The sequence below is a fragment of the Candidatus Enterococcus huntleyi genome (genome assembly GCF_009933175.1).
In the GTDB taxonomy this organism is placed as follows: domain Bacteria; phylum Bacillota; class Bacilli; order Lactobacillales; family Enterococcaceae; genus Enterococcus_K; species Enterococcus_K huntleyi.
On record NZ_MAEJ01000011.1, the window covers coordinates 24,389 to 51,001 of the forward strand.

22 protein-coding genes are annotated in these 26,613 nt (G+C 38.3%); 3 read left to right on the forward strand and 19 right to left on the reverse strand.

Annotated features, from left to right (window positions below; translation table 11 throughout):
- Positions 1 to 15: 15 nt before the first annotated feature.
- The 9 genes from BAU15_RS07620 to arfA form a co-directional block, all read right to left on the reverse strand.
- On the reverse strand, positions 16 to 420 hold the full coding sequence (locus tag BAU15_RS07620) for an HIRAN domain-containing protein (protein ID WP_161842149.1): 405 nt from the start codon (positions 418 to 420) through the stop codon (positions 16 to 18).
- A 268-nt stretch (positions 421 to 688) separates the two neighbouring features.
- A complete protein-coding gene (locus BAU15_RS07625; RefSeq protein ID WP_161842150.1) occupies positions 689 to 1,192 on the reverse strand; it encodes a YehS family protein in 504 nt (167 codons plus the stop codon).
- 185 nt (positions 1,193 to 1,377) lie between these two features.
- Positions 1,378 to 2,316: a serine hydrolase gene (locus BAU15_RS07630; RefSeq protein ID WP_161842151.1), complete on the reverse strand. Its 939-nt coding sequence runs from the start codon at positions 2,314 to 2,316 to the stop codon at positions 1,378 to 1,380.
- Between the two features lie 14 nt (positions 2,317 to 2,330).
- Positions 2,331 to 2,726, reverse strand: coding sequence for a hypothetical protein (locus tag BAU15_RS07635; protein WP_161842152.1), 396 nt, complete (start codon positions 2,724 to 2,726; stop codon positions 2,331 to 2,333).
- Positions 2,727 to 3,339: 613 nt separating this feature from the next.
- The gene (locus tag BAU15_RS07640; protein WP_161842153.1) at positions 3,340 to 3,972 is read right to left on the reverse strand and encodes an NAD(P)H-binding protein; all 633 of its coding nucleotides are present in this window, start codon (positions 3,970 to 3,972) and stop codon (positions 3,340 to 3,342) included.
- A gap of 112 nt (positions 3,973 to 4,084) precedes the next feature.
- Positions 4,085 to 4,933 carry a carbohydrate ABC transporter permease gene (locus BAU15_RS07645; RefSeq protein WP_161842154.1) on the reverse strand — a complete coding sequence of 283 codons (849 nt, stop codon included), beginning with the start codon at positions 4,931 to 4,933 and terminating at the stop codon, positions 4,085 to 4,087.
- 14 nt (positions 4,934 to 4,947) lie between these two features.
- Positions 4,948 to 5,838 carry a carbohydrate ABC transporter permease gene (locus BAU15_RS07650; protein WP_161842155.1) on the reverse strand — a complete coding sequence of 297 codons (891 nt, stop codon included), beginning with the start codon at positions 5,836 to 5,838 and terminating at the stop codon, positions 4,948 to 4,950.
- 135 nt (positions 5,839 to 5,973) lie between these two features.
- Positions 5,974 to 7,236, reverse strand: a complete 1,263-nt coding sequence (locus tag BAU15_RS07655; RefSeq protein ID WP_161842156.1) for an ABC transporter substrate-binding protein — start codon at positions 7,234 to 7,236, stop codon at positions 5,974 to 5,976.
- Between the two features lie 52 nt (positions 7,237 to 7,288).
- Positions 7,289 to 8,788 (reverse strand): arabinosylfuranosidase ArfA, encoded by a 1,500-nt coding sequence (gene arfA, locus BAU15_RS07660; RefSeq protein WP_161842157.1) that lies wholly within the window; start codon positions 8,786 to 8,788, stop codon positions 7,289 to 7,291.
- Between the two features lie 129 nt (positions 8,789 to 8,917).
- Between arfA and BAU15_RS07665 the strand changes: the two genes are divergently transcribed.
- Positions 8,918 to 9,799 (forward strand): helix-turn-helix transcriptional regulator, encoded by an 882-nt coding sequence (locus tag BAU15_RS07665; RefSeq protein ID WP_161842158.1) that lies wholly within the window; start codon positions 8,918 to 8,920, stop codon positions 9,797 to 9,799.
- Positions 9,800 to 9,863: 64 nt separating this feature from the next.
- Here BAU15_RS07665 and BAU15_RS07670 read toward each other — a convergent pair whose 3' ends face one another.
- Positions 9,864 to 12,173, reverse strand: coding sequence for a hypothetical protein (locus BAU15_RS07670; protein ID WP_161842159.1), 2,310 nt, complete (start codon positions 12,171 to 12,173; stop codon positions 9,864 to 9,866).
- A gap of 256 nt (positions 12,174 to 12,429) precedes the next feature.
- Positions 12,430 to 12,864 (reverse strand): universal stress protein, encoded by a 435-nt coding sequence (locus tag BAU15_RS07675; protein ID WP_161842160.1) that lies wholly within the window; start codon positions 12,862 to 12,864, stop codon positions 12,430 to 12,432.
- Between the two features lie 211 nt (positions 12,865 to 13,075).
- On the opposite strand from BAU15_RS07675, the gene BAU15_RS07680 reads away from it, so the two are divergent.
- Positions 13,076 to 13,543 carry an effector binding domain-containing protein gene (locus BAU15_RS07680; RefSeq protein ID WP_161842161.1) on the forward strand — a complete coding sequence of 156 codons (468 nt, stop codon included), beginning with the start codon at positions 13,076 to 13,078 and terminating at the stop codon, positions 13,541 to 13,543.
- Between the two features lie 938 nt (positions 13,544 to 14,481).
- On the opposite strand, the gene BAU15_RS07685 is transcribed toward BAU15_RS07680, so the two are convergent.
- The 8 genes from BAU15_RS07685 to BAU15_RS07720 form a co-directional block, all read right to left on the reverse strand.
- On the reverse strand, positions 14,482 to 15,540 hold the full coding sequence (locus BAU15_RS07685) for a hypothetical protein (RefSeq protein ID WP_161842162.1): 1,059 nt from the start codon (positions 15,538 to 15,540) through the stop codon (positions 14,482 to 14,484).
- Positions 15,531 to 16,691: a YhgE/Pip domain-containing protein gene (locus BAU15_RS07690; RefSeq protein WP_161842163.1), complete on the reverse strand. Its 1,161-nt coding sequence runs from the start codon at positions 16,689 to 16,691 to the stop codon at positions 15,531 to 15,533. Before BAU15_RS07690 ends, BAU15_RS07685 begins: the two co-directional genes overlap by 10 nt.
- Positions 16,688 to 17,314, reverse strand: coding sequence for an ATP-binding cassette domain-containing protein (locus BAU15_RS07695; RefSeq protein ID WP_161842164.1), 627 nt, complete (start codon positions 17,312 to 17,314; stop codon positions 16,688 to 16,690). The genes BAU15_RS07690 and BAU15_RS07695 overlap by 4 nt, the downstream gene beginning before the upstream one ends.
- A gap of 309 nt (positions 17,315 to 17,623) precedes the next feature.
- Complete coding sequence (locus tag BAU15_RS07700) at positions 17,624 to 18,340, reverse strand: MIP/aquaporin family protein (protein WP_161842165.1); 717 nt, start codon at positions 18,338 to 18,340, stop codon at positions 17,624 to 17,626.
- A gap of 3 nt (positions 18,341 to 18,343) precedes the next feature.
- Complete coding sequence (glpO, locus tag BAU15_RS07705; RefSeq protein WP_161842166.1) at positions 18,344 to 20,167, reverse strand: type 1 glycerol-3-phosphate oxidase; 1,824 nt, start codon at positions 20,165 to 20,167, stop codon at positions 18,344 to 18,346.
- Between the two features lies 1 nt (position 20,168).
- A complete protein-coding gene (gene glpK / locus BAU15_RS07710) occupies positions 20,169 to 21,695 on the reverse strand; it encodes a glycerol kinase GlpK (RefSeq protein ID WP_161842167.1) in 1,527 nt (508 codons plus the stop codon).
- A 152-nt stretch (positions 21,696 to 21,847) separates the two neighbouring features.
- A complete protein-coding gene (locus tag BAU15_RS07715) occupies positions 21,848 to 23,290 on the reverse strand; it encodes an AcpB/EbpR/MafR family transcriptional regulator (RefSeq protein WP_161842168.1) in 1,443 nt (480 codons plus the stop codon).
- Positions 23,280 to 24,662, reverse strand: a complete 1,383-nt coding sequence (locus BAU15_RS07720; RefSeq protein ID WP_161842169.1) for an NAD(P)/FAD-dependent oxidoreductase — start codon at positions 24,660 to 24,662, stop codon at positions 23,280 to 23,282. The genes BAU15_RS07715 and BAU15_RS07720 overlap by 11 nt, the downstream gene beginning before the upstream one ends.
- A gap of 759 nt (positions 24,663 to 25,421) precedes the next feature.
- On the opposite strand from BAU15_RS07720, the gene BAU15_RS07725 reads away from it, so the two are divergent.
- Positions 25,422 to 26,468 carry a PTS sugar transporter subunit IIC gene (locus BAU15_RS07725; RefSeq protein ID WP_161842170.1) on the forward strand — a complete coding sequence of 349 codons (1,047 nt, stop codon included), beginning with the start codon at positions 25,422 to 25,424 and terminating at the stop codon, positions 26,466 to 26,468.
- Positions 26,469 to 26,613: the final 145 nt, after the last annotated feature.

The following is a 26,613-nucleotide window of genomic DNA, read 5'->3' on the forward strand; positions in this document are numbered from 1 at the left end:
AGCTTTCCTCACTTTTCAGTCTTCTTCCGTTAATTTTCGATAAAAATCGGTCATTTCTTTGAACTCTTCTGAATCAGCAATCGTAATTTCCGTATGTGTTACTAATTTTTTATCTGGATAGACACGGGCAATAATCTTCGTTTGCGTGATAAAACGAGGGACTACCATACATTCATTCGGCAATAAATCATATATTCGACCCGCGCTCATACAACCTCTCGCCAATGTATGAGGACTATTCGCAACATAGCCAACCTTACCAATCACCGGCGCCATGACAGCAATCGCTTCCTCATCAAAAAAATTATTTGGCTCTTTCACCAATGACAAAAAATTGCCAATCTCAAAAGGCTTCATCCCAAAATAGTGATGGGTCCCTGTAATTGTTATGTATAAATCTCGCTCGATAAATGGTTGCATTTATTCTACACCCCTCTATTTTGGTCTTAGTTTTGCTTACTCTCTATTTTATCATAGCTTCACAACGAAACTAAATAAATCTCAGTAAATTTAATAGGATACGACTAGCCTTTACTTAATAACTAGGGAATTTAGCAAAAAGTGAACAAAAAATAGAGTCAAAAATGTAGATTTCTCTACATTTCAGCTCTATCGTAGTCTGTCATAACTAGCACTATTTCTACTTTTTCTATCTTCTTCTCATTCTACCTTGTATAAGTATTCCTCTTTAGGCTAAGTCTTCACGATAGCGAATGGTTAAGCCTTTTAAGAAATTTCTGGCATAACGATCCCCACAAGCCACATAGTTTCGGTGGCCTTCTTTACGCAAAATCGCACTAATTTCACTTGGTGAAGCATAAACTTCAGCTAAACGTAACACATCTAAAATATCATCGCTGGTCATTGATAAAGCAATCCGAACTTTTTTCAATAACACATTATTAACACTCGCTTGATTGGTAATCTGAAATGGATTCGGCGGAGTTGTCCCAGGCTTCAACTTTTGTTTGCCCCGTTTGAAGATAATAAAGCCGTTAAGAAATGTCTCCAATGTTTTCGCATCACATACGGCATCTCTCTGTAAGTCATCATCAGCCGGCTGTTTCGTCAGTAACTCAGCTAGTCTCGTTTGATCAATTGTCATACCGCCTAGTTCGAAAATCTTAAGCATGTCTTGATTTTTTAAATCTAACGCATAACGTAAACGTATCAAAATATCATTATTATTCATCGTGTCCTCCTATTACTCAGCCTTTTTGGCGAGCAAAAGATTGGCTTTCATTCTCCTCGTAAGAACTGATTCTCGCTAAAAGAAATAAGCTATCGACTTATTCTACCACATCCATTTTAGCTAAAAAAGTCCACTACCTCAGGAAAAGCAGAAATAACTACCTCCTGTAAGTAGCGAACATCGATTTATTTATCCAAAACTGGATAAGATTCAGTCATCAATTGATAAATTTTATCAGAAAGAGTACTAATTTCAGCCTCTGCTTCTGGTAAACCTGTCGAATAAAAGGTCAAGATATACGGGTGCTCGATATCAAATAACCCAATATCATGCACGCTATGATTGACTGAGCCAATCTTATGCGCCACGTGCTCGATTGTTCGATCCGTCGACAAACGAATCGGAAACTCCGTCTGTTTTAACCACTGAATTATTTGCCCATACAAAGGATTCTTTTTCTTATTTTCATTCAGTTGAATCAATAAATCTCGTGCTTGATTCGCGGTCAATAAGTTTTTCGAAACATTCAACTCTGGCAAATAATTTTTGCGGAACTCATCGCGTATAACAATCCGCCCTCCTAGCTTCCTATAAAGCATATTCGTCGCCACATTATCAGAATAAACCAGCATATACTCTAACAAAGCTTCAATTGAGTAATTCGTCTCAATCCGATGATTGATAATCGCACCCGTGCCATCTGCATAGTCATCAACTGTATATAAAACCTGTTGATCCAAGGCCAATTCACCTGCTTGAATTTTGTCAGCCACTAACATCGCCAACATTACTTTTGAAGTACTTGCGGCTAAAAACTCTTCATCCCCATTTAATGAGAATGCTCGTTTGGTACTTAAATCATAGAAACCTATCCCGATTGCTTCACTTTTTAACGATTCTTTCTCCTTTATGAGGGCATTTATTTCCCCATACAAGACTTCTAGCTGCTGCTGATACTGTGCTTGTCGCTCATTTTTTTCTTTTTCTTGTTGTGCCTGTTGTGCTTTCTTTTCCTCTGCTTGAACATTTTCTCCAAATCTATTGATGCCAAATAGAGCCAGCATACAAGCGAGGATTATACCAATCCCTATATAAATATTCACTTTTCCCCTAGTTAAATTCATCCGTTTTCCTCACTTTAATATAACAAAATTGTTCCCAACAGTAGCAGCACACTTAGACTATATTGTTTATAATTTGAATAACGAAACCGTTTATATAAAACAAAGTAAACAGCAATCAACAATAAGAGGATTACCCCTTGAATCAGTCCTCTATTAATCCCCTGTAAGACAACTAATAAGCAAGCAACGACCCACAACGAAAGTCCTGTACTATTATTTTTCTCAGGACGAATTGACCTATTTTGAGCCAATCCTTTGACCAAATAAATAAATAAGCATGCTGGCACGAACAACCATAAATAGGACGCATCCAGTTTGAACGGCAGTGTAAGCGCGGCTAATAATGGAAAAAGCCCTCCAGCAAAAAAACTTTCGACAATTACGTGTATCCACTCCTGCCCCAAATTCATTTTTGGTAAAAGAAGGCATACTTGATAAAGCTCGATAAAAATAAAAAGCAAAAAGTAAGCTGTTATCCGATAATTGCCCATGGCGAACCAAAAAATGAATGCTAAGATTACTTTAATAGCGTAGATCGGTAAGGGGACCAGTCTCCCTCTATCTATATTTTTTTGAGCGATGTCCAAAAAGAAATAATGAACAAATAGATAACAACAAAACAAGGGAACATTGCCTAATAAACTAAGCTTCCCTGACTGATGCAGCTCGCTTCCTACCCTCACAGAAAAAAATACCTGAATGAGAGGAAACAAGAAAATCCCGATTCTTTTTATATATGTATTATTTACCAAATGAATCACTCCAAATCCTTCTCTATGTACAGGACAGTCTACGAAGCAGATACAAAAAAGCCCTATAAAATATTATAAACCTTGTAATTTAATGGTCAAGGTCGTTTCCCAATATTACAGGCACTATTTGTCAACTTTTGACAATTTATACAAAAATTAACACCAAAATCGCCAGATTTAGACAATTTTGGTGTCGATACGTATCGCATTTCTTCTATTTAGTTATTGCTAATGAGGCAGTTCCGCTCACTTATTCCATTAGTTAATCAATTTATCTTTGAACCTGACTTGTTTGCTCGATATTTTCTACCACGTTACTAGCAAATTTTTCTACTTGCAGAGGATTCATTTTCCTAAAAAAAGTTCCAATAATTGGCAGCTTTTTGGCTAAAAGAATTGCGTTAGCCAGGTAATATTGATGGCGTCTGCTATAGAGCAGACTCGGCCGAAGAATTACAACAGGCGTCTGCATCGCCAAAAGCTTTTCCTCTGCATGTCTTTTCCATACAAGATACTCCTTGAAAAATGGGATTCCATGAGCAGCTGAGATGTAAAACAACTGACTAGCATCCTGTTCTTCACAAATATTAGCTATCACAATCGCTGCCTCATAATGCATCTTTTTATATGTCACATCACGCTTTTTATGCTGATAAAAGATACCAATCGCATCAATCACAATATCTCCACTTCGCACATAATTCGCCCAGGTAGTCGGCTGAAAAACATCCGCTGCAACCCAGGTAACTCCAATATCTGACAGTGCAGTTCCTTCTGGCTTGCCATGCCTCGAAACACTAATTATTTCGTAAGGTTCACTCACCGCTGCCAAACTCGCCTTTTGAATAGCCTTGATGATTGCTTGCCCGACAAAGCCACTCCCACCGAAAATAATTACCCGCATTGTCACACCTCACTTTTTTATAGTCATCATACAATATCTCTATTCATTGTGAAAGCAAAGCATAAAAATAGAGCTAATAATACTAGCTCTAAAAAAATGTTTCTATTATTTTTTAATCTTTCATTCCAGAAGTCTTTATTCCTGCAACTAAATGTCTAGATGCAAACATGTAAAGTATCATCGGAGGAATTGCCATAATCATCGCAAAAGCCATTTGTAAATTCCAAGCTGTCTGATTTTGACCTCCTTCTAATTTGAAAGCAGTTAGCGCACCTAATGTAAGTGGTTTTAAATTCTCTGAATCGATAAAAATAAGTGGTTGGAAAAGTTCATTCCACCAGAAAATAGCAGATAAAACTCCAACAGTGATAAAGATTGGTTTTGCTAATGGGGCAATCACTTTCGTAAATACTTGGATTTTACTACATCCATCAAGCATTGCAGATTCATCAATACTTTTTGGTATAGTCATAAAGAACTGCCGGAATAAGAATACATTATACGGAAAGGCAAAGAAACTTGGAACAATCATTGGTAAGAAGCTATCTAACCAACCGAATGATCTAAATAGTAAAAATTGTGGAATTACTAATGTAACGGTTGGAACCATCATGGTAGCTAAAATAAACCCAAAAATTACTCCTCTTCCTTTAAATTCCATTCTTGCTAAAGGATAAGCAACTAGTGAACTAGACACTAAAGTTCCTACCGTATTTCCAACAACTAAGATTGCACTATTTTTCAAATAGTTAAGTGCGTCACTCTTTTGTAACACTTCAATATAATTCTGCCATTGAGGATTAGATGGGAATATTTCTGGTGGAAACTGACTAATCCCATTTAATGTTTTTAACGAATTAGAGAATATCCAAAAAATAGGAAAAAACATTAGAAGAGCAAAAAATACTAAGATGATGTATTGAATAATTTTTACGCCTTTTGAATCATAATTATGTTTCATACGTGTTCCCTCCCTTACCCATAGTTCACTTTACTATCTGATAATTTAAATTGAATGATCGAAACTAGCGCTACAATAATAAACATAATGAAGGCTAATGTCGATGCCGTCCCCATGTCAAATTGTTTAAATGCTTTATCATAAATCAGCAAACTCAACACTTTCGTTGCATCGCCTGGTCCTCCACCAGTTAGCGGATATAGTAAAGTAAATGCACCATTAAATGAGTTCACAGTCGCTACCACTGTATTAAATAATAAAATTGGTGAAATTGAAGGTAGTGTTACATTTTTAAATCTTTGCCATGCATTCGCCCCATCGAGGTGAGCTGCTTCATAGAGTTCAATAGGAACTTCTTTTAAACTCGAATTAAAAATTAACATCATTTGTCCTGTAGAGAATGTAAAAATACTTGCTAGTCCCACAACAACCCACACTAGTTGAGGATTCCCGAGCCAGTTCGGGCCATCGATTCCTACGCTAGAAAGAAAATAATTCACTACTCCTAGTTGATTATTAAACATCAATATAAAGCAGCTAGTCATAACTACTGATGGCATTACAGCTGGTACAAAATAGAAAAACTGGAAAATGCCAATTAGCTTCACTTTAAAATTCAGAAGAACTGCTAAAAATAAAGAAGCACTCACTGTAACGACTACATTTAATATAGTAAATAGAAATGTTATTTTAAGAGTGTTGAAAAAATCCGAGTTTTCCGAAAATAATTGCTGATAGTTTTGTAAGCCTACAAACTTAGGATCTCCTAGCAAATTCCATTTTGTCATACTCAGTAAAAATGATAGTAAAATAGGACCACCTGTAAAAAAAATAAACCCAATAATCCATGGTGACAGAAAACCATAAGCAGCTAATGTATCTTTTAGTTTTTGCCTATTCTTCATGTAAATCCCCTCTTTATCTATAAAATAGTTCCTTATATTTCCGAAATCGTTTAATAGATATGAACTAGTTAGACACACACACTAACTAGTTCATACACTATCAATCACGCTATCAGTATAGCAATATCCACCTACTTACTGATTGTCTTCAATTTCTTTATTCGCATTTGGAATATATTTATCAAAAATTTCGTCTAATGGAGTTGTTCCTAAAAGATAAGCATCAAATTGATTTACAAGATTTGTTGTCGTTGATGCATTAACTAACACATAGCCAAATTCGCCTTCTTGCCCTGCGCGTTCAATTGCTTCCCAATTAGTTGGACCATTTTCTCCAGAATTCTTATATGCACCTTGTTCAGCTATTGTCTTCAATGCTGAAGGATTATTCCCCCACTTAGAATTCAATGTTTGGCCCTGTTCGCTCATCATAAATTCTACAAATTTCCAAGCTTCATCTTTATGTTCGCTTTTTGAATTAATCGTATAAAAGCCAGTGTGTAGTGAATTATAAGCACGTTCTCCTTTTGGTAAAGTTTCAATGTCCCAATTGAAATCAACATCTTTATATTGACCAGTCATCCAACTACCAGTTCTTGCCATAGCCGCTTGTCCAGAAGCAAATAAATCTGCTACAGAGTCTCCAGCTGACGGTTCTGGACTCACTTTTAATGAATTAGTTAATTTATCTTGATACGTTAATGCATCTTTCAATCCACTACTTAGACTAAGTTTGCCATCTTTAACTACGTCGTCTCCACCTTGTCCAGCGAGCGACCACCACAATCCACGGAATGTAAGAGCATCGGCTCCCCATTGAGTCGTTTTATTGCCATCTTTAATTGTCAATTTTTCAGCTGCTTTTTCAAAATCATCCCATGTCCAATCTTTCGTTGGATAATCTACCCCAGCTGCATCGAACATATCCTTGTTGTAAAATAAAATTTCAGAGGCGTATGCCCAAGGCAATCCATAGTTCCCACCAGTTTGTTCACTTAGTTTATTCACTGCTGGAATAAAGTCATCGACATCAATCTTATCTGTATCTTTCAAATAATCATCTAGCGAGATGACCGATCCAGTCTCTGCGAATTTAGGTAAATCAGTTTCAAATGAAAGTATTACATCAGGCGCAGTACCACCGACCAACATTTGATTAATTTTTTGCGAGTAATCTGAATCCGGAATTTGAACTAGTTCTATTTCGATATTTGGATATTCTTTATTAAACTCTTCAACAATATTATCAGGAAATTTATCCCAAGCTGAAAAACGAATTTTCACTTTATCACTAGAAGCACTGTCGGAACTGTCATCTTTTCCTCCTGAACCACATGCAGCCAATAATAATACACTCGAAATAGCAATAAAACTACTTAAAATAATTTTTTTAAACATACCAATAATTCCCTCTTTCCATTTTTATATTTTTAAATAAACAGCTGTTTGTTTATTTGTACCCAATGCGAATCATATTCCAAGATAGCGGTTGTAGAATGGTGATTACTTTCTCTTCTAACAAATCAGCAGTTCCACCATTCTTTGGTCGGACATCTCTTTGATTACTAGTATTAGCCTGTTTTAAATCAAAGCCATATAATGAACTAAATTCTATTACCTTAGTCAGTTCATAGCCAATTAAATCTGCTGAAAATTCCATTTGCTCATCTATCGAACGACTCACAGCAAAAACCACTAGTTCCTTTCGTTCAATGTTATCTACGACGACACTTTCAAGATATGGTACATCTAGGAAATCCTTTGTATCATATCCATCGGACTCTATTTTTGTGATAAGAACATTTCCTCTTCCGTATGCTGAAACTTGTTGAAATGGATAATAGGTCGTCTGTTGCCAACTCTCTCCATTATTTTCAGTCATAATTGGTGCAATTACATTGACTAGTTGGGCAAGACAAGCCATTTTTACCCGATTACTATTTTTGAGTAACGTAATAAGTAAACAGCCTACAACCAAAGCATCTTCAAAATTATAGACATCTTCTAATAATGGTCTCGCTTTCTGCCATTTTTCAATTGTGTTATCAGATTCCAAAGTATGGTACCAAATATTCCACTCATCAAAGGACAAATTTATTTGCTTACTACTTCGCTTTTTTGCTTTGATAGAATCACAAATTGCTACTACTCCCTTAATAAATCGATCCATATCCAGTGATTTTGCCAAGTAGCTTTTTATATCATTTTCAGGATTTCCATAATACATGTGTAAAGATAAATAATCTACATGCTCATACGTATGTTCTAATACTGTTTGCTCCCACGAACCGAAAGTAGGCATTGTGCTAATTGAACTCCCACAAACCACTAATTCGATAGAATCATCTACAAGTTTCATCACCTTCGCTGTTTCACATGCTAGTCTGCCATATTCATCGGCTGTCTTAGCTCCTATCTGCCAAGGACCATCCATTTCATTTCCCAAACACCATGTTTTTATTCCGAATGGTTCTACTTGTCCATTTTGTATTCGCAGATTACTATAATAACTTCCAGCCGGGAAATTGCAGTATTCGACTAAATTTCTTGCTGCATCAATTCCTCTAGTACCTAAGTTAACCCCCATCATGACTTCCGATTGAACTTGCGTGGACCAATTGAAAAATTCATGTAATCCAACTTCATTCGTTTCAATAGTTTGCCAAGCGAGATCAAGCCGAGTAGGTCTCTTTTCAATTGGTCCCACACCATCTTCCCAGTTGTATCCCGATAAAAAATTTCCTCCCGGATAGCGAATAATGGGTACATTTAACTCTCTCACCAGTTCTTTTACATCTTCTCTAAAACCATAACTATCTGACATATGACTGTTTGGTTCATAAATCCCACCGTACACTGCTCTTCCCATATGCTCAATAAATGATCCGTAAATACGGTTGTCTATTTCACTAAACAGATTCCCTTTATTTGTCAGTATTTTTGCCTTCATGAAATTTCTCCTTAAAGATATGGATTTGCATTTCCCTACTGATTTGATTATATTATATAATGTAATCGCTTTTATTTTTTATAGAGATTCAACTTATATTTATAAAATTTCACACTAAAGGAGAAAATCATGGAACCAAATAACATTCTCTCACTAATCGCTCCTCCTTTTCCAACATTTGTAGAAGGAAATTATACAGAATATTCCTCAGGGCAAGTACATCCTAATAGAAACGGGTTGCCTTACTTTGATGTCATTTTTGTTGTTGAGGGTTGTCTATACCTAACTGAAGAATTCCAAGATTATGTTATTTCTGAGAATGAAATGTTAATTTTAGAGCCCTACAAACATCATTACCCGACAAAACCATGTGATTCTGAAACTAAATTTTTCTGGATTCATTTTCATTATGATGGTATTTGGGAAAGCTCTCCTTACCCTATTCAATTAACCTCTAGTGTAACAATGCCCGATTTACATTTTCATAACGAAGACTACACGATACATCTAAAAAAATTTCAGAAACTGTCCGATTCTAAATATATTTATGCTCTACTTCAGCGTTTACTTTGGGGAACTAAGGAGGAGAAGAAGTCGATCGTTTTCTGGGATAATCAAAAAAGATTTTCTCAACTTTTAAAATCCTTAGAAGAGCAAAGTTATTCAAAAACTGGTGCAATCGAACTTGCAGAGAATATTGAGCTCTTTATCAAAGAGAATTATGCTTCTACTATCACTAATTCCTCGCTTTCAGAAGCATTTCATTTTCATGAAAACTATTTGATTCGTTGTATGAAACAGGTATTTCAATGTACACCTTTAGAATATCTTGCAAATTATAGACTGGAAAAAGCATCTAGCTTCTTAATCAAAACAAACTTATCGGTCAATGATATATCTATAAAATGTGGTTTCCAAAGTCCTGCATATTTTTCTCTATGTTTTAAACGAAAATTTTTGACATCTCCCCTTCTATATAGAAAATCACACACTGGGATTGAGTATCCTTAAATATTGCTTCAATTAAAAAAAGCTTACTCGTAAGTTTACACACTTATGAATAAGCTTTTTTTGATTAGGTTATAGAAATATAAGCTACGTGACCATTGCCATCTAATTGACTAAGCTCACCTTCTTTTAACAAATAAATATGTTTTGGATAAGGTGCCATGCTCATAATCTTCACCTTGTTGTCCTCAAATTTAATTGAACAATTCACACCATGTAATTCGTTATCATTGTCATAATAGCAATAAGCTGATTGACCAAAACGTTCTAGATAAGCGACCAATTCTTCTCCCATATCCCAATCACTTGTCTGATTTGGTTCCTCTGAAAAAATTCTAGCAAATAGCCCACCATCTTTAGCAAATGTTTCTTGTCCAAACCGTTCTTTTGATAAATCTATGCGATTATAATGTGGACTTGCCACTGCATAACTAGAGACAGCTTCACCTTTACTTATCGATTTTACTGCAGTTGCAGCAGTATCATAACAATACAATACACCGGTAAATGCTCGATAACTCGCTTCCAAATATTGTGGATCTTTCAAAGCTAGAAATAAATCTAAAGAAGCTGCAGCTGTAATCCCTCCCCATAAGGAGTGAATCATATATGATAAAGCTTCCCACCATCTATCTGGATTTTGTGCTCGAAAATCATTACTAAAGCCAATATTAGCCAGAACAAGACTTCCATAGCTTTTACATTCTTCTAGATACCCGGCATTTGACAAAGATGCTGCGGCAGGTCCAAAACCAGCATTATCAAAATAATGTTCGGTCATTGCAGCTGACAAAGTTGATTTTTCTTCTAAAATTTTAAATAAATTATTTTCCCACAGCTTTGCTAGTTTTTCATATTCGCCAATTTTTTTCTCTTCCAGCGCCGTAAGCAATTCATTAATATATAGGAAAAATACACCTAACATCTCTGACTCTTCTTTTTCTCTCATATCTACATGCAGCTCTGGGTTTATTCTCAAATCAACTACCTGTGAAGCCCATAATAAATAAGTATCTGGTTTCTGCATGGTTAACTGATCTTCAGTAAATTGAGAGAGAAGGAAAAATAGGTGACCAATATACTCAAAATCCATTACCCGATAAAAATCGCCATATACTTTCTTAGGCTGCCCCAACATCCCATCCTCAAACCACTTTTGTTTAACATAGAGATTTGCACTTTCCTCTACTCTAAGTAACTGGTCTTTATCAACAGTATCAATAAGATTCTTTTTCAATATAAGACTCATTTTCCCAACCGATTCACCCTGATTAGATAGTGGAAGGAAAGCCTTTATTTCATGGTTATAGGCAGTTTCACACAAATAATTCACTCGCTCTCTAACAAGCGTCTTTAGATCATCCATCACATTAATAACAATCAAATCTGATGTTCCATCTTCAAAATGTATGATTATTTTATGCTCTCCAGCAGTTTTAAATACAATTCCATATGTATTTGTATCTAACTTATTTAGTGAAGTTTGAACAAGTACATCGTCTTTTTTATAGACTGCTTCTATAAATTGTACAATTCCATTTTCAATTGAAATTTCAAAAGGCTGATTTATTTTCACCATTTTTGGCGCATGGATTTTTGGATGTCCTATTGCCATACCTTTCTTGTAAAAGTCTTCCTGATTAGTAACTTCTTTTATTACATACTTCCACTCTGTTGTTTCTTCAGCCTGCAAAACAACTTGATCTTTTGAATATATCCAATCCTGTTCACCACTATGATTCCCGGATAAAACAAGTTGGTGGAAAATGACCCCATCCAACGAAGGTGATGCATCCTCTAAAAATTTATTACTAAAATCGCAATAAGAACCCAACGAGTTTGTTCTACCCTTTAACTGATACATTCCTAGGCTAGCAACATCAGTTGTTCTTCTCATGACTGCTAGTTTTGTATAATCTATTGAAATGGTAGGGAAAATCGCTGCTGAATGAAAAACATTTTTCAGCACATTGGTATCTCTATACATCGCATAGTTAAAAGAACACCAGATGCCAAATGATTGTAGCTTTACTGATATTTTTCTACTATTAGTCACCCGAATAGTCCACACTAGTTCTGATAAGCTTTCTAAATCATAAATAATTTCCACTATATAAGAATGAAAATCATAAATGACTCTATATTTTTTTCCCATTTGTTTAATGATCGGTTGAACAGATGAACTATCATAAATTTTATCCTCAATCACAAAATTAAATTGACCGAATAGCTTATTTGTAGAAAAAAAATCCGCCTTTTTCAAATAATCTTCTGTTAATACCCAGTTCATTTTATGCGGATCATCTCTTAAAATCAGCTGTTTAACAGTTCCATTTCCCGATACATTTAATACAAACTTATCATTTTTTATACTCATTATATACCTCCTAATCAATAAGATTCTTAGTTCAATCTTACCGAATAGAACGGAAAATTATATAGAGGTTTTCAACTAATTTTATAACAATTCAACACTTCTTTAGTAAAAGATATTGTTGAACTGTCTCACCTGTTGGACATCACCTATCTATAAAAAAAACTCATAATAAATGTAAACCTAACCTTCTAATGTTAGAGTCAATCTAACATTTGAAAATCAACATTTATTAATGAGTTTATATATATATATTCTTTTACTTCACAACCAACACATTACAAGGTGCTTGATTGACCACATAAGCGGCGGTTGAGCCCACGGTGACGCGTTGGATGGCTCCTTTACCGGTTGCGCCGACAATTAGTAAATCGATTGGGTATTGCTCTGGAATCGTCTTAGTTAAGACTCGTTTGACGTTTCCAATTTGTGTTAAGGGGGTGACTTCGCGTAATCCAACTTCTTTGGCGTGTTTGACTTTCTCCAGCAAGACTTTTTCGACATGTGCTTGTTCTTCCGCTAACAATTTCGAGTAGGCATAGGCGCTATGAGTGACTTCCACTTCATTCACCACATACGCGATATACAAGTGTGCTTCATGTTCTTTTGACAATTCAATGGCTTCGAGAAACGCTTTTTCTGCATTTTTTGACCCATCTACAGCAACTAAAATGTTCTTGTAACGACTTGTCATTTTCATCGCCTCCTTATACATTTATTTTATCACAGCCACGCCTCTTCTAGCTAATCTAAGCCTAACCACGCGCCAATTAATCCACACGACCGACCCTCTTGTTGTCACTCAAATTTCGAATGCAAATCCTTATCTAATTCCGCTACGCTATGTTATATTCAAGACAACTTTAGTAGATTCTTGCTAAAATAATAAGTCAGGAGATGAGCGTATGACCTTTGTTGTGAAAGAATTTCCTAGTACGTCCTTTGTCGGTTTCTCAACCCCCGTGTCCGTTCCTCAACAGCCAGATGATTTTTCTGAAATGAGTGCCCATAAACTCGAGCAGCTAGCTAATTTACGTCAAATTAAAGCGGATGTAGCTAAATATGCTACCAATAGTCATTATTATGCAATCAATGAAGCCACTGGCGACCCACATTATCTTGTCGGTGTCCAGGCTGAAAAAGAAATTGCTGAGTTAGATTATTTCAACATGCCCGCAGGAACCTATGCCGTTTTCTCAGAAAAAGTAGCTGATCGACCTGCAGCAGATGCTTTTATTGCCGCGTCTTACGGCGAGCTGTATCAGTCACCAACCGTTCAGATTAATGGAAATTATCTCATCGAGATTGTCGACTGCTTCATCTTAGAAAATACAGATGAATTTACAATCTACGTACCTGTCACTACTAAATAAACGAGAAATTAATATCTTCTAAATAGCAAACCTCAGCATCTATAGTGACCCCAAAAATCTAACTTTTGGAGGTTAATACAGACTGCTGAGGTTTTTAAACTCTTTGAAAATCGTTATTTAAAACAGAATAAACTCCATAAAAAAGCGTCAAAATCACTACTTTTTAAATACTTGTGGCTAGTTGCGCATCATTTTGGGGGAATATTGAGGTGAAAAGGCTACTTTTAAAAGCAGAACCCACTAGGCAATGGATTTTTCGTTTTTTTGACTTTGCTAAATTATGAAAAAACAGCGCAACTAGCCACAACTTTGAAAAAACACTAAAAATCGTAAATTTCAGCAAAACATGAATTTAACTCAGATAACTTTTATACTGATTGTTCGTAGAATCCTTATTTTGCAACGTTTATAGCTCTTATAATCCTCAACCCTATCATTTGATAGGGAATAAACTAGCCATTTTTTAGATACTTGTGGCTAGTTGCGTACCTTTTTGAGAAAATATTGAGTTGAAAAGACTATTTTTAGCGGGAAAATCCACTAAACAATGGATTTATGCCATTTACAGCTCTTTTGAAAAACGTGAAAACACCGCAACTAGCCACAACTTTGAAAAAAGCAGAAACTATCAAGCCAATGACTCTATTTAAAATTAACAGAATAAATGATTTGTTATTGCCAGTTGCCAGTTCCACTTGCCAAGTGTCAGAGCAGTGGAATGGTAAACGTTGTGCGATAATAGTGAACTGGAACAGTTCTCTCCCTTACCTCAGCACTAGTAGGAATGGTATTCGTAGGACAATAAAAAAATTGGAACATTTTCATTCCTTACCTGTCCCTAGCTGCCAAACTCGTTTATCCAGAAGATATAGTCGCACGCTCTATTAGTACCTGCCATTCTTGTATAAGGGTCATCATAGCGGATGCGTGGGGCAATCCTATATTTTCCTTCGTGTTTGCTGCCATTGGATACCAATTGTCAGCAATGTCACCAGCATCGCTGAGATATAAAGTGGTCCCCATTGCCCTTTAATCACATAAGATACGGGTAAAAATGCCGTCACTAACTGATGCTCGCTGGCAACACCCCAGACTGCTCCGCCCATCGTCATGTTTAGAATGAACCATGGAATAAATAGAAAGGAGAGCCACTGTCGTTTGCCAATAGTGATGAAGAAAAAACTGATTGCGTAACAAAAAACTAATACACCCAGGAGGCTGATCAAGCTATTTTTCTCGAAGACGCCATCGATAAGCAGTGGCATCAGAAAAAGAAATGCGCCAATCACACTCAGCCAGCCGACAAAAATCAATCCGCCGACGACTCCTTGCTGACGATAGAGATTCTTTTTGCCATAAAAGGCAAAGCGTCGCTGGTCTGCACCAGGTAAATAATTTTGTAAATACAAGACAGCTAACAAAATAAATAACGCTGCTAAACCCAACGTAAAGACTGGTTTGGCTGATTTTTCACTGACGACTTCCCCTAAAGAATTATAGTAGACGACTTGGAACAATTCAGAAAGCTCCGGCTCTCCTGCAGCTGCAGACAGCCCGTCTTTTTCCAACGTGACTTGATACAATCGTTCCCCTTGCATCTGCAACAAGCTTGCCACGATCACTTCCTCAATCGGACCCGTATCTTGAATGCCTGTCGCTGAATAATACGTCAAAAAGCCTTTTTCCTGATTTTCTAAAGCCTGACTAAACTGCTCAGGTAAGACTAGAATTCCTTGAATGATTGTCTCTTTCAAGCGCTCTTTATTCAGCTGATCAGTCACCGTCACCTGCATGTTTGGCGCTTTTTTTAAACGTTTAATGTAGTCAGTCGATTGCGCGTTCTTCGCCAAATCAACTACTTCAATCCCACTAGGAATGGCTTGTCCTCTGGTAAAATACACATTCATTCGTGTCGTCAATAGCTGCCCTAAAAGAATCACAAGTAAGAATACCAACGGCAACCAGATTCGTTTTGCATAGATGCGCACTAATTCCATCGCCGACACCTCCAAATTATGCCACCAGCCAGTACGCCACTGACTAGCAATAATTTAAAATACGGACTAAAATCCCACGTTGCGCCACTTACCGCCTGCTCAATCACAACCTGCGCATACCAAGCCGGATTACTCCGCGTAAGAAACGCTGGTTGCTGATACAACGGATAAATTAATCCTCCTAAAAATAGCATCAGAAAAGCCCCTCCCGCGTAGAGTAAAAATAGCTGACTTTCTTTTCTTGCACGACTTACTAAGAAAGCTATCCCGGTTGTTAAAATAAATAAAACCGCCAGTAAACAGGTTGCTCCAATCAGCAAGCGCCCGCCATTAATGACTAGCCCAAAGTACTTCGCCACCTGCCATAAAAAAAGCAGGAATGGCAGAGACAATAACCAACTAAGCAAAAACTTTGCACCCAAAATCAGCGCTATCGGATACTTATAAAATAAAAGCTTTTTAATGGTCCCCTGTCTGATTTGTTGGCTACTCAGCAGTCCACTGAACAGACTAATCCCGGCCAAACTGATAAATAAAAATAAGGCACTCAGCTGTAATGGATACTGGGCAATCGTCTTATGAATGGTCAGCGATTCATCTCTATCCAACAACATCTGGATTAATTGCAGGTCAAAGGTTTGGCTCATTTTCCGCGCTTCCGTATAGGAAAGATCACTCGTTTTCAGCACCTGATAATAATCCAGCGAAAGACTCTGCAGATTATTGAGCGTTTGAATCATTTCATAAATAATTTGATAAACAATATTACCAATAATTGCATTCTTGGCATAGAGCTTGACCGTGCCCATCTGCCGTTCAAATAACGCCTCTTCAAAATTCTCTGGCAACTCAATATACAAATCATACTCGCCCTTTGCGACCCCGAGTTTACCTTGCTTCTGCGAAACAATCTCTAGCTTTTCGATTAACTGATTGTGATCCAGTACGCCAATCAGACCCGTTATTTCGCGATTGTCCATCGGCATATAGAGACCGACACTGACTGCCGGAGCCGCCGAATTCCGTTGCAATAACTCAATCGGCAAAGCCGTCATAAACGCCCCTAATGTCAACAATAATGACAATACGAATAGCATGAATGATTTTTTTCCTTGATAGAATTCGCCAATGATTAATTGCTTGAATTTCATCGCGTCTCCACCTCAAGGCTCGGGAACAACAAGATTGATTCGCACAGAGAATCAAAATGAAATTTATTGTGAGAAACAAACAATAAACTCAAGCCCCGTTCCTTTTCCCGCTGTAAAATTTCTTGCATACTGGCAATCGTTTCTTCATCCAGCGCATTAAATGCCTCATCCAATAACAAGATATCCGGATTGATCAAAAGACTTGCCGCTAACATGACACGCACACGCATCCCTGAACTCAGCTGACTAACTTTCTTCTTTAAAAAAGAATTCACGCCACATTCTTGCGCTCGCTGAGTAATTCGTTCATGGCGCAGATTCTTGGGAATCCCTGCATAATTTGCTTCTAAATATAAATTATCTAAACAACTCAAATTTTCCTGGAACCCATCAAATTGCATCGCATAACTCAACGTGCCATTGACGGTTATTCGGCCATCTGCAGCTGGCAGTATCCCACTAATCGTATCCAACAACGTCGATTTTCCAGCACCATTAGGTCCATAGATTCCCAGTCCTTGGCCTTTTTCTAAAGAAAGACTTAGTGGTTTCTCCAGACTATTTTTCCTAGACAATACTAAGTTTTCTACTATTAATTGTTTCCCACTCACTTCTTCGCCCACAACTAACTCCCCTCAGTCTTTTTCCGACCCATTTCATTTTTAATTTAAGTGTGTCACACACACAGTCTTCGTTTATCCCTTATTTTATCATAGGACTGTAGGCAAAAGAGGGAAAAGTAAATCGATCCTAAAACAAAAAGAATCCGACCGTTCAAAGTCGATGAGTCTTCGCTCGACTTAAAACAATCAGATTCTTCACTTTTGACCATCGGTTAGAAAGTACACAAACAAGCTGTTCTTCGTTCATTTAACTATCTATCCATTTACTATCAAAACTATTTCCGTCTTATGGTTAACAGTTTTTTAAGCTTAGATTGGCAATGCTAGGTATAAACCAGCTGCCAAGATGGCGCCGATAACCGGGCCAATGATTGGAACTAACGCATAACCCCAATCAGAGGTTCCTTTATTTTTGATTGGTAAAATTTGATGGGCAATTCTCGGACCTAAGTCACGAGCTGGGTTAATCGCATAACCAGTTGGGCCACCAATTGATAAACCGATGGCTAAGATTAAGATCCCGACAACGATTGGATTGAGACCATCAGAGAAACTATTTTCACCAAATGCTAGTAAACCTAAAACTAAGACAAAGGTCCCAATCGCTTCAGTCATGGCATTCGCTGGTAAATTACGAACCGCTGGAGCTGTCGCAAAGGTTCCTAAAATTGCATCTTGATCCGTCGTTTCATCCCACAAAGGTAGGTACGCAAGCCACACGACAATCGCGCCGACAATCCCACCTAAAACTTGTGCGACAACGAAAGGTAAGACTAAACTCCACGTAAACTTACCGGCAATTGCCATCCCCAACGTCACGGCCGGGTTCAAATGAGCGGGTCCCATAAATCCTGAGATGTAGACTGCGATTGTTACCGCCGTCCCCCAACCCATAGCAATCACGATCCAGCCAGAAGCTTCGGCTTTACTCTTCTTCAAGTTAGAAGCCGCACAGACGCCGCTCCCCAATAATACCAAGACAGCCGTGCCTAAAAATTCACTAAAAATCTGTGTCATATCACTCATCAGCTATTCTCCTTTTTTTAATTTAGTCAAATCAGATTCTGCCAAAACAGTCTCCAATTGTTGATGCATCGCCGCTTTTTCGTCAGCTGTCCAGTCATAGAATTCCGCGAATTTATTCACGACCGCATCCTTCACTTCATCCAACGTATCTCTGAAGAATAAAATGTGGTTCGTTCTGCGGAGTAAATAATCGACTGGCGTCAAGACTAACTCTTCGTTCAACGCATAATTTAAGGCGATACTTTCACGTAAGTTTAAGCCTTCAATCAGGTCATTATAAGTTAATGCTTTTGGTAAATTAGAGCCATAGAGGTTCGCCAAATATAAGGCATCCTCTTCATTTAAACCAATCGCTTCTGCCTTTTTAGCCAACTCAGCAATTTCTTGATCGACTTTGGCGGGATCAATATCCCCACCAGAAACTGGGTAATTTATTGAGTCAACAAGCTCGAAGGATTGATCAAATTCTTCTTTTAGAATTTGTTGAATATGCTTCATTGCCCCTTCCGCCATTAAACGGTAGTCAGTGATTTTTCCACCAGCTAAGGTTAATAAACCATCTTTAGAACGATCAAAGGAACTGCCACGAGACAATTGCGACGTCGATAAAGTTCCTTCAGCTAGTGAAGCATCGGCTTTTTTGACCGCTTTTTCGACTTCCGATTTTTTACTAGAATCCGCAAGATACTCTTTCACTGCATCAACAATCTGTGTAAAACCAGCTTCAGAAAGACTGCCATTATTACCACCATTGTAGTCAGAGCCGCCATTCGCTGAAATTAATGGCCGTAAGCCAGCCCAGCTAGATTCGATATCATCAATCGTCAAATGGATATCAGGATAGCGTCCATTTACGATTTCTAATAAGTAATCAACATCTTCTTGAGTCACAGTTGGATGTTTCAAATCACCTGTGTAATCCGTATCAGTCGTCCCAAAATAGGTTTTGCCTTCTCTTGGAACCACGAAGACCATTCGGCCATCATTTTTACCAGTATCAAAATAAGTCGGTTGCGGGACACTCAGACGTGACTTATCGACTACCAAGTGAACCCCTTTTGTTGGACGCATTTGATCAGGTAAATCATTGTTCTCATCCATTTCACGGACTGTATCTGACCATGGACCGGTGGTATTAATCACAACGCGTGCTTGAATATCAAACTGTTCGCCGGTTAAGCAATCTTCCACCTTCGCGCCGCAAGCTTTGCCCTCTTTGTCATGCAAGACACGAACGACTTTGACTTTACTCAACATAATGCCGCCATCTTCATGCGCCCGCTTGATATTTTCAATCACTAAACGTGAATCATTGTTTCGGAAATCGAGATAGACGCCGCCACCTAACAATTTATCTTGATTTAATTGCGGTTCTCTCTCTAATACTTCTTCTTTTGAGAGCATATAGTTAGCATAGGTTGTGTCTGAAACATTAGCCAGTCGATCGTATAAATCCATTGCCACTTTCACGGAAAATAGATTAAAGGTTGCACCTGGTTCATCATAAATAGGTAATAACATCGGATCTGGTTTTGGAATATGCGGGGCCACTCGTTGGACGTTCGCCCGTTCCTTAACCGTGTCAGAAACCACTTCGACATCAAATGTTTTGAGGTAGCGAATCCCGCCATGGACTAATTTTGTTGAACGAGAAGAGGTTCCTTCAGCGAAATCCTGCATCTCAACTAAGACCGTCTTCATCCCTGAGGCAGCTGCTTGAATCGCTACACCTGCGCCGGTAATCCCGCCGCCGATAATCAATAAATCGGCGGTGGTATTTTTCGCTTTTTCAATCCCTTGTTTGCGACTTTCATAAGAGAATGTCATGCTATTTCCCTTCTTTCTTTGCTTTTGCTCTATGTTTGAACATTTGCGTTGCGGCAACGGCTTCCTTCCAGCCAGCATATAAGTCAGCGCGTTCGTCTTCTTTCATCTTCGGCTCGAAAATTTCGCCTTCTTTTTGCATTGATTTTAATTCATCAACATCTTTCCAGAAACCGACTGCTAACCCTGCCAAGTAGGCAGCCCCTAGAGCGGTTGTTTCAAGATTGGCTGCTCGTTGAACCTTCGTATTTAAAATATCCGCTTGGAATTGCATTAACAGATTATTTTTAGCCGCTCCACCATCGACTTTTAAGACCGGAATATCAATTCCTGAGTCAACTTTCATGGTATCAATAACATCGCGTGATTGATAAGCCACCGCTTGAAGTGTCGCATTGACGAAATCTTCTTTAGTTGTCCCACGCGTTAACCCATACACGGCTCCTCTGGCATCTGAATCCCAGTATGGCGCACCCAAACCAGTAAAGGCTGGCACAACATAAACTTCATTTTCCCCTGACGCTTTAGCTGCAATATCTTCTGATTCTGCAGACGAGTCAATCATTCGCAGGCCATCACGCAACCACTGAATCGCAGATCCGGCAACGAAGATACTCCCTTCTAATGCGTAATAGACTTTGCCATTAATCCCATAACCAATCGTTGTTAATAGATTATTTGAAGAAAGCTGTGGTTTTTCGCCGGTATTCATTACGATAAATGACCCAGTACCATACGTATTTTTGACCATTCCAGGTTCAAAGCCCATTTGACCAAATAACGCTGCCTGTTGGTCACCAGCCATCCCAGCAATTGGCACCTCACTACCATAGAAATGATAACTTTGTGTGTAGCCGTAAATTTCTGAGTTACTTTTAACTTCTGGTAACATCGCTTCAGGAATATTCAACAATTTCAAAATATCTTTATCCCATGCTAATTCGTGGATATTGTAAAGCATCGTCCGGCTCGCATTTGAGTAATCCGTCACGTGCGCTTGACCATCAGTTAATTTCCAAACCAACCAAGAATCGATCGTTCCAAATAACAATTCGCCTTTTTCAGCGCGTTCTTGCGCACCTTCAACATTATCTAAAATCCAGCGAATCTTCGTTGCTGAGAAGTAAGCATCAATCACAAGCCCCGTTTTCTTATGCAATAGGTCTTTATGCCCATCCTTAATTAATTGATCAGCAATCGGTGAAGACTGACGAGACTGCCAGACCACTGCATTGTAGATTGGTAAGCCCGTTTCTTTATCCCACACAACTGTCGTTTCACGTTGATTGGTAATCCCAATCGCAGCAACTTCACTCGGTTTAATGCCTGATTCAATAAATGCACCGGCAATTACTGATTGTACAGAGTTCCAAATTTCATTTGCATTGTGCTCTACCCAACCAGAGTTTGGAAAGTATTGAGTAAACTCTTTTTGCGAACTGCCAACATTTTGTCCTTCTTTGTCAAAAATAATCGCCCGTGAACTAGTTGTTCCTTGGTCAATTGCCATAATGTATTTTTTCTCTGCCATAATATCTCTTCTCCTTTTTTGTTAACGTTTTCTTTCTACATTTATATCTTACAGCCATTTTGTTAGACAAGACTGTCAGATTTTTTTATTTTTTAAAAATTTTTGACGGAATCTTGATAAAGCGCCTTTTATTCGTCATCTACAAGAAATAACTACGAGGATAAATTTCGAATCAGCTGTTTTATTTGTGCTATGTCATACTTCGTACCCAATTCTGAAAAATAGTAGACAGTCTTGTGGGTAGGTAGCTTCTCATTACTAATGATCAAATCATACGTTTGATTTTCACGACATTCCTCCACCACCACACCATTCAAACTCTTCAAATGTAAAATCAGCATGGTAATTGTGGCATTTTTAAACAACGGTTCCATCTTTAAATGGATACCCACCCGCACCTCGCGATTCATTTGAAAATCCAAAATAGCTAACACACTCAAATACTTCACAGCCGTCATCGCCAGCAAACTATTCTGTTCATCCTCAGGAAGAGCAAACGACTCTTGCGCCAGCGCCAATAATTTTTGACACAAACCTCTCATATCTCGACTAGATAATTCCTGCTCCATCGCCCAAATATTTTCCCGATTGTAGACTTCAATATCCCCTTTAAAGAAATACAGCTGCGGATGAATCTGTGCTAAATAGTAATAACACAGAGCCTCCACCTCATGATGCACCTTGATTGGCCGATAAAAACGTAAAATATTTTCTAATAGTAAGGTATCCACCAAACCCGTCGGCGTAAAGCGCGAACGAACTAAGGAATACTGATGAAACTCCGCCTCAGATAAAATCGACATGCTCAAAAGGAAACAAAAATGAAGCATCGCCTCCTCCTCTTGAATCTCCACTGCGTAATAACCAAACGAACGATAAACAATCTGTTTCAACTTTTGATACATTGGATCCTTCAGATACGGCTGGAACTTCTTATTCAAACGCGCAAATTTTTGATGGGGAACATTTAGACGCAGCTTAGTAATTTTCAGCCACAGCAAAACACGCTTTCGGGCCTCCGGGCGCAGCTGAATGTCCAAACCACGTTCAATATTCTCAACATAACGCTGATTACGTCCAGAGACTTCCTCAACCGAATTCCCCATATACCACAACAACTGAAAATAAAAATAACGGATTTGGGCCTCTTCCCCTTCCATTTTTCCCTGCCAAATTGTCAAATCAAATTCCTTCAGTAATAAATTTAATTCTTTAATCTTACGGGACAAGGACGACTCGCTGATCTGTAACTCCTGAGAAACTCGGACAAAAGCAATCTCACGCTCCTGTAGTAAGGTCACGAGAATTTGAAATTTAGGCGCTTCTTGGTAAAACTGATTCTCAATCTCGCTAACTGAAAATTCAGGCGCCAAAGAAAGAGCCAGATAATAGCCGTCATACACTAGTCGGCACTGCTCTTTATAACGTTTAAGAAATAATTGTAAATCCTCTACGTATGTTTCAACCGATTTTTTGGTCACTTGCAGCCGTTGGGCCATCTCTTGAATCGGCTGTTTTCCTCCTGTCATCACCAGATTCTTCAACAAACCAATCTGCTTAGCCTCTTTCTTCTCCAGCAGTTCTTCAAATCTCATCGCAACCACTTCCTACTCCCAACTGATTGATGACATCAAAGACCGGTGTATAGGCCGGCTGGAAAAAGTAATCCTTTTGCATCAGAGCTTCTAACGTTTGTTTAGTTTCAATAGCCAACGCCGCGGTGTTTATTTTTTCCAAACAATTCTCTTGTGAGAGTAATTGCACACCTAGCACCTGATGCGTGTCTGCATCAAATGTAACCTTGCTATAAATCACTGCTCCGCCAAATAAACGGGCCGGCACAGCAAAGCTTTTCGTCGCAATTTTTCCTGGATAATTAAAAGCCTCAGCCTCTAATAGACCCGTGCTAGCTAAATACCAGCCAAATAACTGTGTACCAATCGTTCGCAAGCCACCTTTAAATGGCTGTGTTTTTTTCATAAGATTCTCAGCTGCCACAAGCCCTGAACGCACCGCATTATTGATTAGCGGCATATAGGTCTGCTCCTTCAAAGCCAACGCAGGAATCTGGATTAAATCCCCCACCGCAAAAACATCCGCTTGTGAAGTTTCCAGATAAGCATCTGTCTTGATGGTATTATCGCTGTGACTCTCAAACACCTGATAAAATGGATTAGCCTTAGGATGAACATTGACCATCGTAAGCGCCAAATCACTTCTTTCGACCCCCGAATTCGTCTCAATCTCAAAGCTTGTAGCTTCCTTATTAGTGCCTTCAAGAATAGTTTCTTCAAGAACGGTTCTTTCAAGATTGGCTCGTTGGGTAATTTTTTTGACACTTGTATTGCAATGAATCGTCAATCCTTCAATTCCCTCTAAGTCTGTAAGAAAAGGCGCCAAAAAAGCCTGATCAAAATATTTAAACAAGGGATAATCCATCGTTTCAAAGACCGACACTTGTTTACCCAATTGAACGAATGCACTGGCAGCTTCCATACCAGCCTGCCCTCCACCAATAATTGAAATTGAGTTAGCCGTCGGAACTTTTTCTGCCAAAATATGTGCTGACTCAAAATTTTTATACGCCAGTGGCACTAGAGACAACGCCTCTTCATCACTCACTTCTAACAACTGAGACTCCTGAATTGAGCCGTAAGCCAGCACTAGGCGATCATACTCGTAACCTCCTTTAGTCGTTTCAATCCGATGTTCTTCTGGAAAACAGGCCACCAACGCCTCCTCAAGGTGAATCGCAATTGCCGCCGCTTCAAGGTCCTTTTTTTGCACAAAAACGGCCTCTTCTAAAGAAGCCACCGCACCAGTTACATATTGGATGAAGCCACTAGGAATAAATCCCAAAAGCTGATTCTTCTCAACAATCGTAATCTGTGCCTCTGGATAAAGTTGCCGAGCTCGAAACGCACAACTCACACCAGCAAATGAACCTCCAATAATCATAATTTTCATAAATCAAAAACCTTCCCTGTATCCGCTTTATGAATAAAGCATACCCGAACAATTTTGAATATGCCAGTGATGACACCTGTCATTTTTACAGGTTAAACCAGACATAATTCTCCTTGATTTTCAAGCAAAACGCCCTCCTCATTCGGCAACTATTTCCCCTACTATTATGTCAGTTATTTTCTCTCATCTAATCTGTAAACGCTGACAAATGATTTTTTATGTAGCGATTAACGCGCCTAATTTCTGATCATTTTAGTAAAGCAGTTAAATTGTTTTTATCTTTTAGATTTTTTAAATTTCCCATTTTACTAGCTATATTTTTTTGTCCGTCACTATTTTTCGGTTTTTTCACTTAATTTATTTTCAGAAAAATATTTGGATGATTTCAAAACGGATAACTTCACTCGTTATTGCTACACCAACAAAACATATACCTTCATCTAATTCTAATTATTCTATAATTTATCAGAATATTCGTATTTTTTTCGATTAATTGAAAAAAAGGCTTGATTTACGCCTTATATTTTCATATACTATTGAAAATAACTATTCAACTCATGAAAATACTTTTATCAATCAGTCAGTATTTTCATAGAAATATTAGAATTTAAGGAGGATAAATAATAGGCATTTAATGTAGTTAGTTTTGTAAGAGAAACGTACATGTTATGAAAACAATGTTCGGAAATTAACTCATTAATAGAAAGAACTGATTAAAAACGACAAAAAAATAGAACATAGAAAGTAAGTAGGTGTAATATGGATACGAAAACAACCCCAAAAATCTTTTTGAACAAAATTCTTGCAGGAACAGCAACAGGAATTATCGTCGGACTTATTCCAAACGCGGTGCTGGCTGCCATTTTAAAATTATTTGGAGATAACGCCTTAGCCGTCGCATTAGGCCAATCAGCTATTATTTTTCAGTTAGCAACTCCGTTAATTATTGGGACCCTTATTGCACACCAATTTGACTTCAAGCCTATGCCTATGATGGTTGTCGGCGGGGCCGCATTTGTTGGTTCCGGCGTGGTAAAATTCAATGCTGAGGTTGGCGAAACAGGCGCCTACATTGGATCTGGAACAGGTGACATCATTAACACGATGATTACCGCTGCCGTCGCAGTCGTTTTAATTCAGTTCATTGGTGAAAAATTCGGATCCGTTTCAATTGTATTAACTCCGATGATTGCCGGAATCGGCTCAGGTACAGTCGGTTTCTACCTATATCCTTACGTAACAAAAGTAACAGCAGCAATTGGTGAAGGTATCAACACCTTCACGACACTACAACCAATCTTGATGAGTATCCTAATCAGCTGTTCATTTGCGCTATTAATCATCTCACCAATCTCAACAGTTGCCATTGGTATGGCGATTCAACTAGACGGTGTCGCTGCTGGTGCGGCTGCTATGGGTGTCGCTGCGACAACAATCGTATTAGTGGTGAACTCATTCAGAACGAATAAACCAGGTGTAACGTTCGCTATCGCTCTTGGCGCAATGAAAATGATGATGCCTAATCTATTTAGAAAACCCATCATCTTGGTCCCTTGCTTTATCACAGCCATCATCTCGGCAGTTCCTGTAGCGATCTTCTCTATCTCAGGAACACCAGCTTCTGCAGGCTTTGGTTTAGTTGGAATCGTTGGCCCACTAGCCGCTCTAGATCACGGCTTAAACGGCGGATTGGTTATTCTTTGCTGGTTATTCATCCCACTAGCATGCGCTTTAGCTAGCCAAGTCTTGTGCGAAAAAGTGCTTAACCTTTACAATAGAAAAGAAGTCTTCGAGTTTCTAGGGTAAAAATAACTCAGATAAACAAGTAAAAATTAGACAGAAAGACGGTCAGTCCATTGGGTAAAACCTTTGGATTGACCGTCTGTTTTAATGCGAATTAACTGAACTAAGCTGCCTGCACTCAGTGCTATATTTGTGAATATTAGGTGGA

Bases quoted from the DNA above. Each gene is read 5' to 3' on its own strand.
- BAU15_RS07620 (WP_161842149.1), bottom strand. From the start codon at position 420: ATGCAACCATTTATCGAGCGAGATTTATACATAACAATTACAGGGACC.
- glpO (WP_161842166.1), bottom strand. From the start codon at position 20,167: ATGACATTCTCTTATGAAAGTCGCAAACAAGGGATTGAAAAAGCGAAA.
- BAU15_RS07685 (WP_161842162.1), bottom strand. From the start codon at position 15,540: ATGGAATTAGTGCGCATCTATGCAAAACGAATCTGGTTGCCGTTGGTA.
- BAU15_RS07670 (WP_161842159.1), bottom strand. From the start codon at position 12,173: ATGAGTATAAAAAATGATAAGTTTGTATTAAATGTATCGGGAAATGGA.
- BAU15_RS07725 (WP_161842170.1), top strand. From the start codon at position 25,422: ATGGATACGAAAACAACCCCAAAAATCTTTTTGAACAAAATTCTTGCA.
- BAU15_RS07650 (WP_161842155.1), bottom strand. From the start codon at position 5,838: ATGAAGAATAGGCAAAAACTAAAAGATACATTAGCTGCTTATGGTTTT.
- BAU15_RS07655 (WP_161842156.1), bottom strand. From the start codon at position 7,236: ATGTTTAAAAAAATTATTTTAAGTAGTTTTATTGCTATTTCGAGTGTA.
- arfA (WP_161842157.1), bottom strand. From the start codon at position 8,788: ATGAAGGCAAAAATACTGACAAATAAAGGGAATCTGTTTAGTGAAATA.
- BAU15_RS07720 (WP_161842169.1), bottom strand. From the start codon at position 24,662: ATGAAAATTATGATTATTGGAGGTTCATTTGCTGGTGTGAGTTGTGCG.
- BAU15_RS07680 (WP_161842161.1), top strand. From the start codon at position 13,076: ATGACCTTTGTTGTGAAAGAATTTCCTAGTACGTCCTTTGTCGGTTTC.
- BAU15_RS07690 (WP_161842163.1), bottom strand. From the start codon at position 16,691: ATGAAATTCAAGCAATTAATCATTGGCGAATTCTATCAAGGAAAAAAA.
- BAU15_RS07645 (WP_161842154.1), bottom strand. From the start codon at position 4,933: ATGAAACATAATTATGATTCAAAAGGCGTAAAAATTATTCAATACATC.
- BAU15_RS07700 (WP_161842165.1), bottom strand. From the start codon at position 18,340: ATGAGTGATATGACACAGATTTTTAGTGAATTTTTAGGCACGGCTGTC.
- BAU15_RS07635 (WP_161842152.1), bottom strand. From the start codon at position 2,726: ATGAATTTGGGGCAGGAGTGGATACACGTAATTGTCGAAAGTTTTTTT.
- glpK (WP_161842167.1), bottom strand. From the start codon at position 21,695: ATGGCAGAGAAAAAATACATTATGGCAATTGACCAAGGAACAACTAGT.
- BAU15_RS07625 (WP_161842150.1), bottom strand. From the start codon at position 1,192: ATGAATAATAATGATATTTTGATACGTTTACGTTATGCGTTAGATTTA.
- BAU15_RS07630 (WP_161842151.1), bottom strand. From the start codon at position 2,316: ATGAATTTAACTAGGGGAAAAGTGAATATTTATATAGGGATTGGTATA.
- BAU15_RS07715 (WP_161842168.1), bottom strand. From the start codon at position 23,290: ATGAGATTTGAAGAACTGCTGGAGAAGAAAGAGGCTAAGCAGATTGGT.
- BAU15_RS07665 (WP_161842158.1), top strand. From the start codon at position 8,918: ATGGAACCAAATAACATTCTCTCACTAATCGCTCCTCCTTTTCCAACA.
- BAU15_RS07640 (WP_161842153.1), bottom strand. From the start codon at position 3,972: ATGCGGGTAATTATTTTCGGTGGGAGTGGCTTTGTCGGGCAAGCAATC.
- BAU15_RS07675 (WP_161842160.1), bottom strand. From the start codon at position 12,864: ATGACAAGTCGTTACAAGAACATTTTAGTTGCTGTAGATGGGTCAAAA.